Raw genomic sequence first — 17,695 nt, forward strand, 5'->3', positions numbered from 1 at the left:
TATGAAAAACCTGAAATTTTTAGTATTTACTGTTCTGCTGTCTGTTTCTTCGATGTCGTACGCGGCAAAAGTGGATACCTTGCAAATAGCCAGTACAGCGATGAGTAAAACCTATAAAGCGGCAGTGGTGTTGCCTAATTCGTATTCAAAAGGGAAAAGTGCCTATCCGGTCATGTATTTGTTGCATGGTGCTTATGGACATTTTAGCGACTGGTTAAAAAACACTCCTAATAAAAAATTAGTACAAGGTTTATCGGATCAGTACAATATGATCATCGTCATGCCAGAAGGGGAAACCTTTAGTTTTTACTTGGACAGTCCCTTTAATAAAGAAAGTCAATTTGAAACCTTTATTACACAGGAAGTAATTCAAAAAGTGGATAAAACATATAGAACCATTAGTAATAGAAACGGAAGAGTAATCACGGGGCTCTCAATGGGGGGGCATGGAGCTTTGTATTTATCAACTAGACATCCTGAACTGTTTTGTGCGGCAGGGAGTATGAGTGGTGCAGTGGATATGGGTACTTTGCTTAATCGTGAATCTTCAGCACAAATAGTTAAATTGATGCAGCCGGTTTTTGGGGACAAAAGTGCTAACTCAGAATTGTATGCACAATATGCTGTTATGGGAATGTTGGATAAAATAAAAGCGAATAAATTGCCGTTAATTATAGATTGTGGAGTGGATGATTTTTTGATAGAACCTAATCGAGAACTGCACAGAAGATTAGTATACAATAAGGTAGATCACGACTATACTGAGCGTCCAGGAGGACACACTTGGGATTATTGGGAAAACGCGCTACCATTTCATGTGTTATTTTTTAATAAAATATTGCTTAAAAATCAGCAAGTTGTAAAAAAATCTTAAAAAAAATACTCAAGAACCCCTCTAAAAGTTTTTTTTGGTTTGGTTTTTGGAATACCTTTATAAATCTTAAAAAAATAAAAATTATGAAAAAGATACTTACCCTTATTGCAGTGGTTGGACTAGTGGTGTTTTCGAGTTGTGAAGGACCAGAAGGACCTCCGGGACTAGATGGTGTTAACGTAGTGGGAACTGTTTATGAAAATGAGGCGCCTAATTATTATAATTTTACTTCAACTAATAATTATAGTGTTGGTTTCGATTTTCCTCAAGCATTAGTTGACTCTGATGTTGTTTTGGTATACCGTTTCGATGGTGTGGATGCTGGTGGTCGACCAGTTTGGCAAGCATTACCAGAAACCTATTATCTAGCGGACGGAACTAGAGAATTTTCTTTTAAGTTTATTTTTACTAGAAATTACGTTGATATCTATATGGACGGGAAAAATCGTGCGGATGCTCCTGCTGCTTATAGAACAAATCAAATTTTTAGAATTGTTGTAGTGCCAGCTGATTTTGCTAATACAGTAAATAAAAATAGTTATTTTGATGTTGTCAGCAAGCTAAACATAAAAGATAGTGACATTCATGAAATTAAAATGTAATTTTAATTGAAAGCATAAAAAAAGGAGATCGTAATGATCTCCTTTTTTTGTGTCTATGTTTTTAAGCTATTCTTCTAGTTTAGCTTCTTCTTCTGTTTTTCCATATTTTAAAGAAACTAGTATTCCCACTAAAAGTGAAAGAGCGATAAATCCTAATGAGGCCCATTCTGGTATGTGAATGAAATCATGAAGGAGCATTTTAAGTCCTACAAAGGTTAGAATAGCAATCAAGCTGTATTCTAAGAAACTGAATTTAGCTAGCATATTAGCTAAGAAAAAGTACATCGAACGCAATCCAAGAATAGCAAAGATATTAGAACTAAATACTAAAAAAGGATCAGCGGTAATGGCCAAAATAGCTGGAACGCTATCAATGGCAAATATAACATCCATCACTTCGATTACTATTAGGGCTACAAATAATGGGGTAGCAGCTTTTTTTGCTTTTTTGGTTGCAACGAAAAATTTCTCTCCGTCCATTTCAGAGGTCATTGGAATAATTTTTCCAAGTGTTTTGTAGACAAAAGAATCCTTAGGTTGAAAATCTTCATCTTCGCCAGAGAATAACATTTTTAGTGCAGTAAAAATTAAGAAGAGACCAAAAATATAGGTCATCCAGGTGAATTTATTGATTAGCATCACACCGAAGAAAATCATCAAACCACGGAAAACAATGGCTCCTAAAATTCCCCAAAATAAAACACGGTGTTGGTATTTTTGCGGTATTTTGAAAGAGGCAAAAACAATAGCAATGACAAAAATATTATCAATGCTTAAAGATAACTCAATTAAATAACCAGTAATGAACTTCATGGAAGCTACTGCAGGTTTTAGATTGTCGGGGTTGGCAATATAGTCCGTTGTGTACAACCAGTAAATTACGCCCGAAAACAAGAAAGACATGGTAACCCAAATCAGGGTCCATTTACTCGCTTCTTTGGTGCTAATAATATGAGGTGTTTTATTAAAAACGCCCAAATCTAAAGCAAGGATAAGAACTACCGCAATTAAAAAGAAAATCCAAACCATTATGATATATTTTAAATGATTTGCAAAGATAGTTTTTGAAATTTAACTTAAAAATTAATTATCGAAAAGTTACTTTTTAAATTGAAGGGTTTGGGTAAAATAAAGTGCATTTGAGTTCTATTGTACGAACTAATGTTAGGAGAAAGGTTTCTACTACACGGGAAGTAACAAGGAAACCCTGTTTGGGATAAAGCAAAAAAAAAGTGCCATCGAAGATGACACTTTTAAGTATAGTAGGAACTAATGAATTATAGTGCTGATTTTACAGTTTTGATAATTCTAGCTGCAATTTTGTATGGATCACCATTAGATGCTGGTCTTCTGTCTTCCAACCAACCTTTCCATCCTTTTTGAACAGTGATTAATGGAATTCTTATTGAAGCTCCTCTATCAGAAATTCCATAAGAGAAATCGTGAATAGAAGCAGTTTCATGTTTACCAGTTAAACGTAAATCATTGTAAGCGCCGTAAACTGCAATGTGTTCAGCAGTTACTGGACGGAAAGCCTCGCAGATTCTTTCGTAAGTAGCTTGGTCTCCACATGTTCTTAACACCTCGTTAGAGAAGTTAGCGTGCATTCCTGAACCATTCCAGTCTGTATCTCCAAGAGGTTTTGGGTGATACTCGATATAGTAACCATATTTTTCAGTCAAACGATCTAATAAATATCTTGCAATCCAGATTTCATCACCGGCTTTTTTAGCCCCTTTAGCGAATAATTGAAATTCCCATTGTCCACAAGCAACTTCTTGGTTGATACCTTCAAAGTTAAGACCTGCAGCAATACATAAATCAGCATGCTCTTCAACTAATTTTCTACCGTGAGTGTTTTTTCCACCTACAGAGCAGTAGTACATACCTTGTGGAGCAGGATATCCTCCAACTGGGAAACCTAATGGCAATAAAGTTTTAGTGTCCATGATGAAATACTCTTGTTCGAAACCAAACCAGAAATCATCATTATCATCATCAATAGTAGCTCTACCGTTAGAAGGGTGTGGAGTTCCATCCGCATACATAACCTCAGACATTACTATGTATCCATTAATACGAGTTGGATCTGGATAAATAGCAACAGGAACCAATAGACAATCTGAAGAACCTCCTTGGGCTTGTTTTGTTGAAGAACCATCAAATGACCAGTCTCCTAGCTCTTCTAATGTTCCTTGAAAATTTTCGTGTTCTTCAACTTTAGTTTTGCTTCTAAGATTTTGAGTTGGTTCGTATCCATCTAACCAAATGTACTCTAACTTTATTTTAGCCATAATAATATAAATTAATTTTTTTGGATTTTTTTGTTGGGTCAAATGTATATATATTTTTTTATTGCTAAAAAAAACGGGGGTAGTTTTTATTTAAGTGGTGGTTATTTTTTACATAAGCTCAATTTTGGCATCCTAAAATTGAAAATAGGCAATTTTATAGGGGGATAAAAAATAATATCGCAATTATGAATGATTTTTTTTTGATACTGGCTGTTTTATAGGGGAGGTGATTTGTGTTATTACTGCTGAAAAAAGCGACCTTTTGTTAAATTACATTAAAATCAAGGGGGTGCAGGTTGCAATAGTCGTCTAAAAGAGGGTTGTGGGGTTATAAAAAAGGGGATTTATTATTATATTTGTGCTTTATTATAAAATCAAAGTAGTAATAACTTAAAATTTGTCCGCATGTCAACATTACGTTTTCAAGCTTTAAGAGAAGCATCCACAAGAAAGCCTGTTCATTTTGAAGAAACAGACAGAAAATCCACCATTTTTGGTTCTAATGTATTTAATGATAAAGCAATGAAGCAGTATTTGACTTCGGATGCATTTAAGGGAGTACAAGGAGCTGTTCAACATGGAACTAAGATAGATAGAAAATTAGCTGATTATATAGCCATGGGGATGAAAGAATGGGCACTCTCAAAAGGAGTTACTCATTATACACACTGGTTTCAACCACTAACGGGAACAACAGCGGAAAAGCATGATGCCTTTTTTGAGATTTCTTACGATGGTAGTGATCCAGTGGAGAAATTTGGTGGAGCACAATTGGTACAACAAGAGCCAGATGCCTCTAGTTTTCCAAATGGAGGAATAAGAAATACTTTTGAAGCAAGAGGATATACCGCTTGGGATCCTACTTCTCCAGCCTTTATATTTGGAACTACTTTGTGTATTCCTACAGTTTTCATTTCGTATACAGGGGAGGCTTTAGATAATAAGATCCCTTTATTACGAGCTTTATCGGCAATTGATGAGGCGGCAACAGATGTCTGTAAATATTTTGATAAAAATGTAAAGAAAGTGACAGCAACCCTTGGATGGGAGCAAGAGTATTTCCTTATAGACAGATCGCTTGCAGAATCCCGTCCTGATCTTATGATGACAGGAAGAACAATGTTAGGGCATACATCAGCGAAAGGACAGCAATTAGACGACCACTATTTTGGTTCTATTCCGACTCGAGCTTTAGTTTATATGAGAGATTTAGAACAGGAATGTATGTTGTTAGGAATTCCTGTAAAAACACGTCATAATGAGGTAGCACCAAATCAATTTGAGTTAGCTCCTATTTTTGAAGAGACCAATCTAGCGGTAGACCACAACTGTTTGCTAATGGATGTGATGCAAAAAGTAGGCGAGAGACATGACTTTAAAGTATTATTTCATGAGAAACCTTTTAAAGGAGTTAATGGTTCTGGTAAACACAACAACTGGTCATTGGCTACCGATACTGGAGTAAACTTGTTAAGCCCAAGTAAAACGCCAATGAGTAATTTACAGTTTTTAACGTTCTTTATTAATACGATTAAAGCCGTTAACGATTATGAAGAATTATTAAGGGCGGCTATTGCTACGGCAAGTAATGATCACCGATTAGGGGCAAATGAAGCGCCACCGGCGATTATCTCCGTATTTATTGGAGAGCAATTAACAAAGGTTTTGGCTGAATTAGAAGGAGTAACTAGCGGAAAGTTATCTCCTGAAGAAAAAACAGATTTGAAACTAAATGTAGTGGGAAAAATTCCAGACGTACTTTTAGATAATACCGATAGAAACAGAACTTCTCCATTTGCTTTTACAGGGAATAAGTTTGAGTTTAGAGCGGTGGGTTCATCTGCAAACTGCGCCAACTCTATGACTACACTCAACGCTATTGTTGCCAAACAATTAAAAGACTTTAAAGTAGAAGTGGATGCTTTGATTGAGTTAAAAGACATGAAAAAAGATGATGCTATCTTTAATGTTTTAAGAGAATATATTAAAGTTTCTAAAAAAATTCTTTTTGAAGGAGATGGATATAGTGAAGCCTGGGAAATCGAAGCTGCGAAAAGAGGATTGAGTAACTATAAAACAACTCCTGAGGCGTTAAAAGCAAGAGCTTCTAAAAAAGCGTTGGATTTATTCTCGGAGATGGGCATTATGAATCATGTGGAAGTTGAAGCGCGTTATGAAATAGAATTGGAAGAGTACACTAAGAAAATTCAAATAGAAGGAAGGGTTTTGGGAGATATATCTAAAAACCATGTTATTCCTACTGCTATTCGTTACCAAAACACTTTGATAGAGAATGTAAAAGGATTAAAAGAAATTTTTGGAGATGATTTCTTAACTACAGCCAAAGAGCAAATTGTATTGATTAAACAAATTTCTGGACATATCGAAGGAATCAACTCTAAAGTGGAAGCGATGACTAATGAAAGAAAGAAAGCCAATCAACTTACAGATGCACAAGAAATGGCCGAAGCCTATTGCAATCATGTAAAGCCTTATTTTGAGGACATAAGAAATCATTGCGATAAACTAGAGTTACTAGTGGATAATGAAATTTGGACCTTGACAAAATATAGAGAACTCTTGTTCACTAAATAATAGATACCAAGTATTGTAGTAAAGCCTGTCTTTTAAGACAGGCTTTTTTTGTGCAAATATGTTAAAAAACTGTAATCTAGACGTTTTTTTTAACATTTGATGGGTATAAATACTGTTAAAATTCGATACGTAGTTAAATTCCTACTTATGTTTTTTTTGATTGAAGTAGTTCGTCGAGATAGTTTTACAGTTCATCGAAAAGAGGTTAAGTTATTGTAAAATAGGTATTTATACCTGCTTTGCTTTTCTCTAAGTTTTCTAATTTTGGGTAAGAAATAAAAGAAATAGGTATATATCCTACTTTCAAACGCTTTATTTTTCTTGCTAGGATTCCCCCACTTATTAACCTACATAATAACACGTATTAATAACCAATTAAATATATTTATTATGAAAAAAGTGATTTTAAGCATCTCCGCGATGCTGTTTATTGGAGTAGCTGCATTTGCACAAGGTAATGTCAGCGATGTAGATCAAACTGGTGCATTGAACGGAGCATTAGTAGTTCAAGTAGGGTATCATAACCATTCTGATGTTGATCAATTTGGTATTGGAAACCTTGCTATTGTAGGGCAAGTTGGAGCGCTTAACCATGCGAAAATTGCACAATTCGGATTTGGAAATAGTGCTGTAATAGCTCAAGTTGGTGCATTTAACAATTCTACTATTACACAAGCTTCTTTTGGTAACAGTGCTATGACTACTCAAATTGGGTTTGGTAATAATTCTAATATTTTACAATTAGGTGCTTTTAACGATGCAACTTCTTTCCAATGGGGTCTAGGTAATAATCAGTCTACAACTCAAATTGGATTTGGTAATGATGCTTCTACTTCGCAATATGGCTTCTTGAATAATGCCAGTACATTACAAATAGGATGGGGTAATGATTCTGATATTCAACAATATGGAGCTGCTAACTATGCCTCTACTACACAAGTAGGAAGTGGTCATATGAGCACAGTGACACAAGCTGGATTCTTAAATGGAAGTTTGGTATACCAATCTAACTAATAATAACCAAGAAAAGGAAGAACTTAAAAAGTTAAGTTCTTCCTTTTTTTTTATTACGCTACTATCATGAAACGTCTAGCTACTTTTTTTTCCTTTCTCATCACGGGGATTTTATTTGCTCAATCAATTGATGCCAATAGAAGTGACTACGTTGTATCTATGAATGAAATAAACAATCACAATCAAAATCAAGCAGTAAATCAATACATAAAAAGCAGAAATATTGTAAGTGTGATGCAAATTGGAAATTACAATCAAGCCGATTTGACCATTATCAGCAATAATGCCAATGTTTCAGCAAGACAGATCGGGAATGGGAACTACTTGAATGTCTATAAAAATGCTGAAGCCATTAATCAAGACTATAACCAAACGGGTAATAATAATTATATAAGTGATTTTTCATTGTATTCAAGGGGAGTCACATCAATGTCAATCAGTCAGTATGGTAATAATTTAAATGTTTTCAGTACCGGAGCAAATTCGATATCTAAAGATTTAATCATTAATCAAGCTGGTAACTCAGGAACAATTTACATATTCAATCGCTAGGAATTATGAAAAAGTATTTGGGCCCAATATTAATAACTGTTTGTACTATTTTCTTTTCCGAATCAGGATCTGCACAGGTGGTATATAAAGAAGTAAAAGCAAAAATTGAAGTAAAAGAAATTGAAAATCTGTTGGCTATTACTGGAACAGTTGAAAATTTAAAATCAGAATATAAAAACATTTCATACAAATTAACAGTTTTTAAAAAGAATAAATCAAATTCGAATAAATCAAACAATGCTCAAGACGGAAGGGTCACTTTACAAGCGATTCAAAAAGTAGATCTTTCTAAAATGCAAGTTAATTTCACCAAAGATGATGAAATCATCATTCTCTTATTGATATATGATGAAAATGATGCCATCATCGGTAAAGACAGAGTGGTGTTTGGAGAAGAAAATAAATCGGATACGGGTTTATTAACACCAAACGATGGAATTGAGATGACTGGAATCGTAGCCAATGACACCAAGACCAAATTGGGAAGTGATTTTTATGACATGTTTTATTCAGAGTATGCTAAACTAAGGATTAACACCACTAAAATCGTAGATGTTTCGGAAGAATTAACCTTTGTGAGAACAACCAAAATTTCGATTCTTGTCGATGGAGAATTAATTCAGGAGTTTATTTCCCGACCGGATGAAGATTTTTTAAAATATATGGCAGAATCCTCAGCAGCTAAAGTGTTTAAATACTTTAAGGATCTAGAAAAACAAAATAAAATGATTACTCAATATTAGATGTTTAATAGAAAGTTGTTTAGTTTGTTGCTCTTTTTTTTTGTTGGATAAAAATATAAATAACATCAAGATGAAAATTATAGCCTCAATAGTAAGTGTTCTTTGTTTTTGCACTGTGGGAATGGCGCAAGATCTTGTTTATAAACCAATTAATCCATCCTTTGGTGGAGATGCGTTTAACGGTCCGTGGATGCTTAGTTCTGCGGAAGCGCAAAATAAGTACAAGGAAGACCAAACAAATCAGTTTAAACAGCAAACCGATTTAGAACGCTTTAAAAGTAATTTGAATAACCAATTTTTAAACCGGCTTTCTAATGCGTTGCTTGACAATAAATTTGGAAATGGAGTCGGAACTGGTACAGGAACCGGTACCGGAACGGGAGTGGGTACAGGTACTGGAACTGGAAGTGGTATTAGTAACGGTAACGGCGGTTCACTTGGACCTGGTAGCTATGTCTTTGGAACTTTGTCCGTCGATATTTACAACTCTAATTTAGGTATGGTTGTCGATATTTTAGATACAGAGACAGGTGAACAAACACAAATTATAATACCTGGTAGTTAATGATGAAATTTTATATCTCGCATTTAAATTCATGTTCTATTTTAAATAAATAATTATGAATAAAAGTCCCCTTTTATTACTTGTAGTAACTTGCCTATTCTCTAGCTGTGGAGCTTATTTTAATCAGCCAGTGGGAGTTCAGAAAGCAGTTTTCGGAGAACGTACTCCAGCAACAACTGTCTTAACAGATATGCCGAAACCCAAGGATCCGATAGTCGTTGGGGTATATAAATTCAAGGATCAGACCGGGCAATACAAAGCCACTGAAACAGGAAGTACTTTTAGTACTGCTGTAACCCAAGGAGCAACTTCAATTTTAATAAAAGCGCTTGGGGACTCAAAATGGTTTGTTCCAATTGAACGTGAGAATCTCGGTAACCTTCTAAACGAAAGAAATATTATTCGATCGACTCGTCAGGAATATGCAGCTAAAGCAGATCCGAGCGAAGCTGTTTTAACACCTCTTTTATTTGCAGGAGTGTTGTTAGAAGGAGGGATTATTTCCTATGATACCAATATTATAACGGGAGGTTTTGGAGCCAAGTATTTTGGAGCTGGAGCATCCACTCGTTACCGACAAGATAGGGTAACAGTGTATTTACGATTAGTATCTACTTCCAACGGGAAAATTCTCAATACCGTGTACGTTTCCAAAACCATTTTATCACAAAGTGTCGATGCTAGTTTGTTTCGATATGTCAATCTAAAAAGACTTTTAGAAGTGGAAACGGGTTTTACCCGAAACGAGCCTATTCAATTAGCTGTTACTGAGGCTATAGAGAAAGCTGTGCAAGGGTTGATTGTAGACGGAATTAAAGATAAATTATGGGAGGTAAATGCCTCTCCACAACAAGTTGAGGAGTTTATAGCCAACTACGATAAAGAGAAAGATGAAGCCGATTTAGCGCAATTGTACGATCGAAATTTGGACGAAAAAAGAGCAAGATTTGGTATTGAAATTAGTGGTGGGGCCACCTATATGCAGGGGGATTATAAAAATCCAATAGCCAAACCAATGGGCAGAGGGGCGATAAAGTTTTTCTTTACTCCTGGTTTAAACATCAGTGCTTCGACCAATGTTTTTAAGCTGGGTAATAAAAATCTACTTGATGTTGGTTATACTACTTTAGATTTAAACTTAGAACTTATAGTATTGCCTCACGATAACTTTACGCCTTATATTTTTGGTGGAACGGGTATTGGTTTTAATAAGGATTATAAAAATGTCCATAATAAAGTGCAATTTGGTACAGGAGTGGAATATTTGGTAGGCAAACACTTTGGGGTTAAAATGTATGGCGAATTTAATGTCAATTTTAGTGATAAGATTGATTACTTGGATAGTGGGATTCGTGACGATAATTATTTTAGGTTTGGCTTGGGAATGACCTATTATTTTCCTAAAAGCTATAAATACAAGAAAAGCCCGCCTAAAAGGCCTTAAAAGACTATTTTTTTAAGAAGATTACATGAATAAAATCAACCTAAGTCTAATAAAATAAAATCGAAGATGAAATCTAATATAAAAATAGGATTAAAAATTTTGGTGTGCTTTATTCTCTTGATCTCTTGTAGTGAAGAGCAGGTTGATAATACCACCGGTACAGGACTAGTAAAAGGAAGAGTGGTAAAGGCTCGTACCTTTGAACCAATAGAAAATGCTCGTATATCTACCAATCCAACAACAAGTACGGTATTCACAGATAAAGACGGGTACTTTACCATAGCTGATATACCAGCAGGGAAGTATGCGCTCCAAGCTCAAAAGGACGGTTATCTTACCCGATTTGAACCTGGTACGATTGTAGGGAAGGACCCAGTTGAAGTTATCTTCGAATTAGAGATTTCTACCGCCCAAAATAAACCACCAGAAATTCCAGTGCTTACGGCCCCAGTTGACAATGCAGTAGGGCAAGCATTGAGTCTTAATTTGACGTGGACAGCAACAGATCAGGAATTAGATCCTTTGACCTATCAAGTTACGGTGAAAAATGGAACTACAGATGAAGTTAAAACATATTCTGATATTAAAGCGATGACTTTAGCAATATCAGGGTTGAGTTATAGTACTAAGTATTACTGGCAAGTTTCGGCTAGTGATGGTATTAATAAACCAACCAATAGCGTGACCAATTCTTTTACTACTTTACCATTTCCAAATCCTAGGTATTTGTATGTTAAAAAAGTAAAAAATAACAATGTTATTTATACTGCTGATGAGGCTGGGAATCAGTTGCAATTGTCCTCGGCAGAAGTAAATAGTTATAGACCTAGGAAAAACTTAAGTATAAATCGTATTGCCTACATCAGTTCTGATGGTTCTGCAAACCAGATATTTTCAATGAATCCTGATGGGTCAGATGTGAGAAAAATAACGAACTTTATACCGATAGCGGGATTTAATATGGAACATGTTAATTATTGCTGGAGTAATAATGGAAAACAGATTATTTATCCAAATTTTGACAGACTATATCGCATCGATTCAGATGGCGCTGGATTAGTTCAATTGTTTCAAACCCCTAACGGTAAATTTATTTCAGAATGTGATTGGAGTCAGGATGGATCTAAAATCGTGTTAAAAGTAAATAATGCTGCTGGGTACGAGGTCGAGATCTATGTAATCGATACAGCAGGGCAAGTTTTATACCAAGTTCTTTCAGGAGTAACGGGAGGCGCAAGTGGAATTAATATTTCGGTTGACAATAAAAAAATTGTCTATACAAGAGATGTTTCCGGATACGAGGATTCGACCTACCGAAGATTAGATTCTAGAATTTTTATGTACACTGTGGCGGATAACACTTCAGCGGAATTAGCTTCTCAGAAAGAAAATGGATTTAACGATTTAGATGTTAAGTTCTCGCCTAATGAAGCAAAAGTTATTTTTGTCAATACCTCTAATGATGGTGTGTCTGCCCAAAATATTCAGACTCTCAGTGTGACGGATGATGCCACAAGGACTACACTATTTCAGAGCGCTTCGATGCCAGATTGGCGATAATGTAAAAGACCAGAATTTTCAAGATAATTTCATTCTTAAAAATCGGCAGTTTTAATAAAGCTGTCGGTTTTTTTGTGAATAAAACCTTCGGATCCTGTGATTTAAATTTAGATTTTATGGAATATGAGCAGAAAAAAGAATATTTTGGGGTAGTAGATTCTAATTTTAAAGGGGATGAACCCAAGAATTAAAAAAACTGGTTATCTTTGCACCACATCAACACAAACTAAGTTTCATGAGTTCAGATTCTAGCAAAAGGTACGCACAAAGAGGTGTTTCGGCATCAAAGGAAGACGTACACAACGCCATAAAAAATATAGACAAAGGTTTATTTCCTCAAGCATTTTGTAAAATTGTTCCAGATTATCTTACCCAAGATCCTGAACATTGTTTGATTATGCACGCAGATGGAGCGGGTACAAAATCGTCATTGGCGTATATGTACTGGAAAGAAACGGGTGATATTTCAGTTTGGAAAGGAATTGCTCAAGATGCCTTAATCATGAATATTGATGATTTATTGTGTGTAGGGGCAACCGATAATATTTTACTTTCTTCTACTATCGGAAGAAATAAAAATTTAATTCCTGCAGAAGTTATTTCGGCAATCATTAACGGTACTGAAGAATTAATCAACGAATTAAAAACATTTGGCGTGACCATTCATTCTACAGGAGGCGAAACTGCCGATGTTGGAGACGTGGTTCGTACCATAATTGTAGATTCTACTGTAACGGCTCGTATGAAACGTAGTGATGTGGTAGACAATGCCAATATCAAAGCAGGTGACGTAATTGTAGGTTTGACTTCTTTTGGACAAGCAACTTACGAGAAAGGCTATAATGGTGGAATGGGAAGTAACGGATTAACATCTGCTCGTCATGATGTTTTTGGTAAATATTTGGCCAAAAAATATCCAGAAAGTTTCGATGCTCTTGTACCAGAAGAATTAATTTATTCAGGACAGGTAAATCTAACAGATGCTGTTGAAAACAGCCCAATAAACGCTGGTCAATTGGTGCTTTCGCCAACGAGAACCTATGCGCCAATTATCAAGAAAATTTTAGATACCTATACACCAAACGAAATTCATGGAATGGTGCATTGTAGTGGGGGAGCGCAGACCAAAATTTTGCACTTTGTTCAGAATTTGCACATTATTAAAGATAATTTGTTTCCAGTTCCACCATTGTTCAAGTTAATTCAGGAGCAATCAAAAACGGATTGGAAAGAAATGTATCAAGTTTTCAACTGTGGACATCGTATGGAAATTTATGTTCCTGAAGATATTGCACAAGATATTATTGCGATTTCAAAATCGTTTAATGTTGATGCACAAATTGTGGGTAGAGTGGAAGCGGCAACTGCTAAAAAATTGACCATCACTAGCGAATACGGAACATTCGAATATTAAGACATATCAACAATTAAGACACACTATAGTGTGTCTTAATTGTTTTATATCATAAAGATAATTAGCTTTTTTAGGAGCTAATCGTGATAACAATTGGACTCTTTTGCAGACCGAAGTGAAAGATTCAACAATAGTATCAAAACTATAAAAAGACAAGGCTATGTACGAATTACTTTTTTGGAGATATTTAGAAGAAGTTTACCTAAACCATCAAGAAGTGTATGAAGCTCTTGTGGAAAAAGAAGAAGTTGAAGGTCTTGAAATACTTCCGGTTGAGGTGATCATGAACCGAATTGCTTCAGTATTCTCACAATGGGAAAAAGTCGATGCAAACAGCTGGAAAAACAGCAATGGAAAAGGGGCTTTTCAGGTAATTACTACACCTCAAAGTATCCAAATAGACTGTTATGGTACTGAAGGCAAAACCATGAATAAGCTAGTGGCTTTGATGGAGGAATTTAAATGTCCATTGTATGATCCGCAAGTTCCGGAGCGTTACGACGAAATGAGTGAATAATTTGTTTTTACTGAAATAACTTTGTCCATCTCCGACCAGCATTTGTGCTACAAAATCTCGCTTGGGATTCATAGAGATGTTCAAAAATAGATACGCTATGACAGCATATAATTTTAATTTTTTTGATGAGGTTGTATTAGAAGACGAGTTGGTTTTATTACGTCCCTTACAAGAATCTGATGTAGATAACTTATTAGAGATTTCTATTCATGAACCAGAGACCTGGAAGTATTCTTTAGTGGGTGCTGATGGAAAAGAAAATCTAATTAACTATGTTCAATTAGCAGTTAAAGCAAGAGAAAATAAAAAAGAATTCCCTTTTATTGTTTTCGATAAAAAATCTCAAAAATACGCAGGTTCAACACGTTTTTATGACATGAATCTTGAATTCAAGACGCTTCAACTGGGGTTTACCTGGTACGGATCCGCCTTCAGGGGGACCGGGCTTAATAAACATTGTAAATTTTTACTACTGCAGTTTGCTTTTGAAACGCTCGGTATGGAGCGTGTAGAATTTCGTGCTGATAATAACAACGAAAGAAGCATTGCTGCCATGAAAAGCATTGGATGTAAAGTGGAAGGCGTTTTACGCAGTCATATGCCCACTGCTGATGGAAATCTGCGCCGAGATTCCATTGTTTTAAGTATTCTCAGACAGGAATGGTTTACGGTAGTAAAAGACAATCTAAAACATAAACTCTAAGACCTTAATTTTATTGATTTTCAATAAGAGGCCGTGGAAATTTGTTTGTTTTTCGCTGGAGTGACTAAGTTTTTTTGCAAAGAATACTTTTTAGTGGATCATAAAGACTTCTTCTCTTAGCATTTTCTATAATTCAAATCCTAAGCAGCTTTTTTAGGAAAACTAGCCTGAACCTTAAAGAGGCAGACGGCCTTTACTTTAGTACCTAAAGACCTCAATTGGCAATCCTTTCCTATTAGTGGGAGTATAGACCATTTTATCTTCGATTACCATTTTTGACTAATTCAAAGCGATTGGAAAGCTTTTGAATGTGAAAATTTTATGTTTTTTAAAGGTCTTTTTATTGTAATTTTCTGATTTAGAATTTAACTGAGAATCTGTAGGTATGACCTACAGGATGGGGAGGTTTAAAATAAGGATTAAAAAATACCGATGAGTGCTATGAATTGTAAAAATTTTCTTTTTGGATTGTCCGTTGTATTGATGGGGTGTGGTCATTATGCTTCTGCCCAGAAAAAAGTAGTAAGTAAACCCAGTCTAATTCAATATGTTGATCCCATGATTGGAACCGCAAAAATGGGACATACTTATCCTGGGGCAACTGTTCCTTTTGGGAGTGTGCAGTTAAGCCCTGAAACCGATACCATTGCGTACAGTTCCAATGGAAAATACAATGGAGATGTTTATAAATATTGTGCAGGATATCAATACGAAGACAAAACTATTGTTGGTTTTAGTCATACTCATTTTAGTGGAACTGGTCATTCGGACTTAGGGGATTTTTTAATCATGCCAACCACAGGAAAATTACAGTTGAATCCAGGTATTGCCTCAAAACCTTTATCGGGTTATCGATCGGCATTTTCACATGCTAGTGAAAGAGCGGAACCGGCCTATTATAGCGTTCTATTAGAAGATCATAATATTAAGGCAGAACTTACCGCAACCACTCGAGTAGGAATGCACCAATATACTTTTCCAAAGTCAGATCAAGCGCACATTATTTTGGATTTGACTTCAGGGATTTATAATTACGATAAGAAAAATGTATGGACTTTTGTCCGTGTAGAAAATGATACTTTAATTACAGGATATCGTCAGACCAATGGTTGGGCAAGAACCAGAACAGTGTACTTCGCGATGTCTTTTAGTAAACCTATTAAAAGTTATGGGCAAGCTAAAGCGGAGAGTAGTGTTTATAAAGGTTTTTGGGGAAGATTTGATCAAACGAAGAATTTTCCAGAAATGGCAGGTCAAAATCTAAAACTGTTTTTCGATTTTAATACGGAAGAAGGAGAGAAAATTAAAATCAAAATGGCTTTATCTCCAGTGAGTTCGGCAGGAGCTTTAGAGAATATGAAAAAGGAGGTTACTAGTTGGGATTTTGAAAAAACAAAAAAGCAAAGTCAAGAACTTTGGAACAATGAGCTAAACAAAATTCAAGTGGAGACCCTTGCCAAAGAAGATTTGGTTAATTTTTATACGGCCATGTATCACGCATTTTTGGGTCCAACGGTTTATATGGATCTGGACAAGAATTATAAAGGTTTGGATATGAATGTTCACAAAGCAGAAAACTTTACCAATTACACCAGTTATTCTTTGTGGGATACCTATAGAGCTTTACATCCCTTGTTTAATCTGGTACAGCCAGCTCGAAATGCAGATATGATTAATTCTATGTTAGCCCATTCTGATCAAAGTGTGCATAAGATGTTGCCTATCTGGTCTCATTATGCCAATGAAAATTGGTGTATGATTGGTTATCATTCGGTTTCGGTCATCGCCGATGCTATCGTAAAAGGGAATACGAACTTTGATGCTGAAAAAGCACTTCAAGCTTGTGTTAACACCGCTAGGGTCCCTTACTATGATGGCTTAGAGTATTATATGAAAATGGGGTATGTGCCTGAAGACAAAAACGGTTCTTCCGTGTCCAAAACTTTAGAATATGCTTATGATGATTGGGCCATTGCTCAGGCGGCCAAAAAGTTAGGGAATACTCAAGTGTACAATGAGTTTATAGAAAGAGCGCAAAATTATAAAAATGTATATGATGCTAAGACGGGTTTTATGCGTCCAAAATTGTATGATGGGACTTTCAAAAAAGAGTTTGATCCTTTAGATACGCACGGGCAAGGGTTTATTGAGGGGAATTCATGGAATTATAGTTTATATGTTCCTCAGGATCCAGCAGCGATGATCAAAATGATGGGAGGGAATGATGCTTTTAAGGTACGATTAGATTCGTTGTTTAGCATGGATTTACCGGATAAGTATTTTGAAAATACAGAAGACATTACCCGAGAGGGGATCATAGGGAATTATGTGCATGGAAATGAACCTTCGCATCACGTGGTTTATTTGTACAATTGGACCAACTCGCCTTGGAAGGCACAAGATAAAATCAGAATGATCCTCAAGAAAATGTATCGAAATGGAGCTGATGGTTTAGGAGGAAACGATGATTTTGGACAAATGAGTGCTTGGTATATTTTTAGCAGTTTGGGATTTTACCCTGTAGCACCTGGATCCGATGAGTATGCTTTGGGAAGCCCACTAGTAAAAAAGGGCGTTTTTAATTTAGAAAACGGAAAGAAGTTTGAGGTAGAAGCTCTCAATCAATCCGATAAAAATGTATTTGTGTCTAAAGTACTTCTAAATGGGAAAGAACTTTCTAGACCGTTCTTACAACATAAAGAAGTTGTAAATGGGGGGAAAATAACCTTTTATATGAGTAGTAAGCCCAACAAGACGAACTATCAAAATTAAGTAGGGGGTCTATCCAAAAAAAGTGTTTTAGACGATCGTTTTTTGT

Annotated in this window: 15 protein-coding genes; 13 read left to right on the forward strand and 2 right to left on the reverse strand. The window is 35.5% G+C overall.

What is annotated here, in order from left to right; all coding sequences use genetic code 11:
• Position 1: 1 nt before the first annotated feature.
• Together AC51AA_RS18235 and AC51AA_RS18240 are read left to right on the forward strand one after the other, a co-directional pair.
• Positions 2-874 carry an alpha/beta hydrolase gene (locus tag AC51AA_RS18235; protein ID WP_500703622.1) on the forward strand — a complete coding sequence of 291 codons (873 nt, stop codon included), beginning with the start codon at positions 2-4 and terminating at the stop codon, positions 872-874.
• A gap of 83 nt (positions 875-957) precedes the next feature.
• Complete coding sequence (locus tag AC51AA_RS18240; RefSeq protein ID WP_500703623.1) at positions 958-1,476, forward strand: hypothetical protein; 519 nt, start codon at positions 958-960, stop codon at positions 1,474-1,476.
• Positions 1,477-1,542: 66 nt separating this feature from the next.
• Here the strand turns inward: AC51AA_RS18240 and AC51AA_RS18245 are convergent, their stop codons facing one another.
• Both AC51AA_RS18245 and AC51AA_RS18250 read right to left on the reverse strand, forming a co-directional pair.
• Positions 1,543-2,508, reverse strand: a complete 966-nt coding sequence (locus tag AC51AA_RS18245; protein WP_500705658.1) for a TerC/Alx family metal homeostasis membrane protein — start codon at positions 2,506-2,508, stop codon at positions 1,543-1,545.
• 245 nt (positions 2,509-2,753) lie between these two features.
• Positions 2,754-3,770, reverse strand: coding sequence for a glutamine synthetase beta-grasp domain-containing protein (locus AC51AA_RS18250; protein ID WP_500703624.1), 1,017 nt, complete (start codon positions 3,768-3,770; stop codon positions 2,754-2,756).
• Positions 3,771-4,175: 405 nt separating this feature from the next.
• Between AC51AA_RS18250 and AC51AA_RS18255 the strand changes: the two genes are divergently transcribed.
• From AC51AA_RS18255 to AC51AA_RS18305, 11 genes are all read left to right on the forward strand, one after another.
• Complete coding sequence (locus tag AC51AA_RS18255; RefSeq protein WP_500703625.1) at positions 4,176-6,365, forward strand: glutamine synthetase III family protein; 2,190 nt, start codon at positions 4,176-4,178, stop codon at positions 6,363-6,365.
• A gap of 390 nt (positions 6,366-6,755) precedes the next feature.
• Positions 6,756-7,379 carry a hypothetical protein gene (locus AC51AA_RS18260; RefSeq protein ID WP_500703626.1) on the forward strand — a complete coding sequence of 208 codons (624 nt, stop codon included), beginning with the start codon at positions 6,756-6,758 and terminating at the stop codon, positions 7,377-7,379.
• Positions 7,380-7,445: 66 nt separating this feature from the next.
• On the forward strand, positions 7,446-7,931 hold the full coding sequence (locus AC51AA_RS18265) for a hypothetical protein (RefSeq protein ID WP_500703627.1): 486 nt from the start codon (positions 7,446-7,448) through the stop codon (positions 7,929-7,931).
• Between the two features lie 5 nt (positions 7,932-7,936).
• Positions 7,937-8,674: a CsgE family curli-type amyloid fiber assembly protein gene (locus AC51AA_RS18270; RefSeq protein WP_500703628.1), complete on the forward strand. Its 738-nt coding sequence runs from the start codon at positions 7,937-7,939 to the stop codon at positions 8,672-8,674.
• Positions 8,675-8,744: 70 nt separating this feature from the next.
• A complete protein-coding gene (locus AC51AA_RS18275; protein WP_500703629.1) occupies positions 8,745-9,239 on the forward strand; it encodes a curli assembly protein CsgF in 495 nt (164 codons plus the stop codon).
• A 55-nt stretch (positions 9,240-9,294) separates the two neighbouring features.
• Entirely contained in the window at positions 9,295-10,683 is a 1,389-nt protein-coding gene (locus tag AC51AA_RS18280) for a CsgG/HfaB family protein (RefSeq protein WP_500703630.1), read from the forward strand.
• A 66-nt stretch (positions 10,684-10,749) separates the two neighbouring features.
• On the forward strand, positions 10,750-12,243 hold the full coding sequence (locus AC51AA_RS18285) for a carboxypeptidase regulatory-like domain-containing protein (RefSeq protein ID WP_500703631.1): 1,494 nt from the start codon (positions 10,750-10,752) through the stop codon (positions 12,241-12,243).
• Positions 12,244-12,478: 235 nt separating this feature from the next.
• A complete protein-coding gene (locus AC51AA_RS18290) occupies positions 12,479-13,657 on the forward strand; it encodes an AIR synthase related protein (RefSeq protein ID WP_500703632.1) in 1,179 nt (392 codons plus the stop codon).
• A 160-nt stretch (positions 13,658-13,817) separates the two neighbouring features.
• Positions 13,818-14,174 carry a hypothetical protein gene (locus AC51AA_RS18295; RefSeq protein ID WP_500703633.1) on the forward strand — a complete coding sequence of 119 codons (357 nt, stop codon included), beginning with the start codon at positions 13,818-13,820 and terminating at the stop codon, positions 14,172-14,174.
• 97 nt (positions 14,175-14,271) lie between these two features.
• Positions 14,272-14,877, forward strand: a complete 606-nt coding sequence (locus AC51AA_RS18300; protein ID WP_500703634.1) for a GNAT family N-acetyltransferase — start codon at positions 14,272-14,274, stop codon at positions 14,875-14,877.
• Between the two features lie 432 nt (positions 14,878-15,309).
• Positions 15,310-17,649 (forward strand): GH92 family glycosyl hydrolase, encoded by a 2,340-nt coding sequence (locus AC51AA_RS18305; protein ID WP_500703635.1) that lies wholly within the window; start codon positions 15,310-15,312, stop codon positions 17,647-17,649.
• Positions 17,650-17,695 lie beyond the last annotated feature (46 nt).

The organism is Flavobacterium sp. OHVDL-2026-0007 (assembly GCF_059882335.1).

Bases quoted from the DNA above. Each gene is read 5' to 3' on its own strand.
- AC51AA_RS18235 (WP_500703622.1), top strand. From the start codon at position 2: ATGAAAAACCTGAAATTTTTAGTATTTACTGTTCTGCTGTCTGTTTCT.
- AC51AA_RS18240 (WP_500703623.1), top strand. From the start codon at position 958: ATGAAAAAGATACTTACCCTTATTGCAGTGGTTGGACTAGTGGTGTTT.
- AC51AA_RS18250 (WP_500703624.1), bottom strand. From the start codon at position 3,770: ATGGCTAAAATAAAGTTAGAGTACATTTGGTTAGATGGATACGAACCA.
- AC51AA_RS18255 (WP_500703625.1), top strand. From the start codon at position 4,176: ATGTCAACATTACGTTTTCAAGCTTTAAGAGAAGCATCCACAAGAAAG.
- AC51AA_RS18260 (WP_500703626.1), top strand. From the start codon at position 6,756: ATGAAAAAAGTGATTTTAAGCATCTCCGCGATGCTGTTTATTGGAGTA.
- AC51AA_RS18265 (WP_500703627.1), top strand. From the start codon at position 7,446: ATGAAACGTCTAGCTACTTTTTTTTCCTTTCTCATCACGGGGATTTTA.
- AC51AA_RS18270 (WP_500703628.1), top strand. From the start codon at position 7,937: ATGAAAAAGTATTTGGGCCCAATATTAATAACTGTTTGTACTATTTTC.
- AC51AA_RS18275 (WP_500703629.1), top strand. From the start codon at position 8,745: ATGAAAATTATAGCCTCAATAGTAAGTGTTCTTTGTTTTTGCACTGTG.
- AC51AA_RS18280 (WP_500703630.1), top strand. From the start codon at position 9,295: ATGAATAAAAGTCCCCTTTTATTACTTGTAGTAACTTGCCTATTCTCT.
- AC51AA_RS18285 (WP_500703631.1), top strand. From the start codon at position 10,750: ATGAAATCTAATATAAAAATAGGATTAAAAATTTTGGTGTGCTTTATT.
- AC51AA_RS18290 (WP_500703632.1), top strand. From the start codon at position 12,479: ATGAGTTCAGATTCTAGCAAAAGGTACGCACAAAGAGGTGTTTCGGCA.
- AC51AA_RS18295 (WP_500703633.1), top strand. From the start codon at position 13,818: ATGTACGAATTACTTTTTTGGAGATATTTAGAAGAAGTTTACCTAAAC.
- AC51AA_RS18300 (WP_500703634.1), top strand. From the start codon at position 14,272: ATGACAGCATATAATTTTAATTTTTTTGATGAGGTTGTATTAGAAGAC.
- AC51AA_RS18305 (WP_500703635.1), top strand. From the start codon at position 15,310: ATGAGTGCTATGAATTGTAAAAATTTTCTTTTTGGATTGTCCGTTGTA.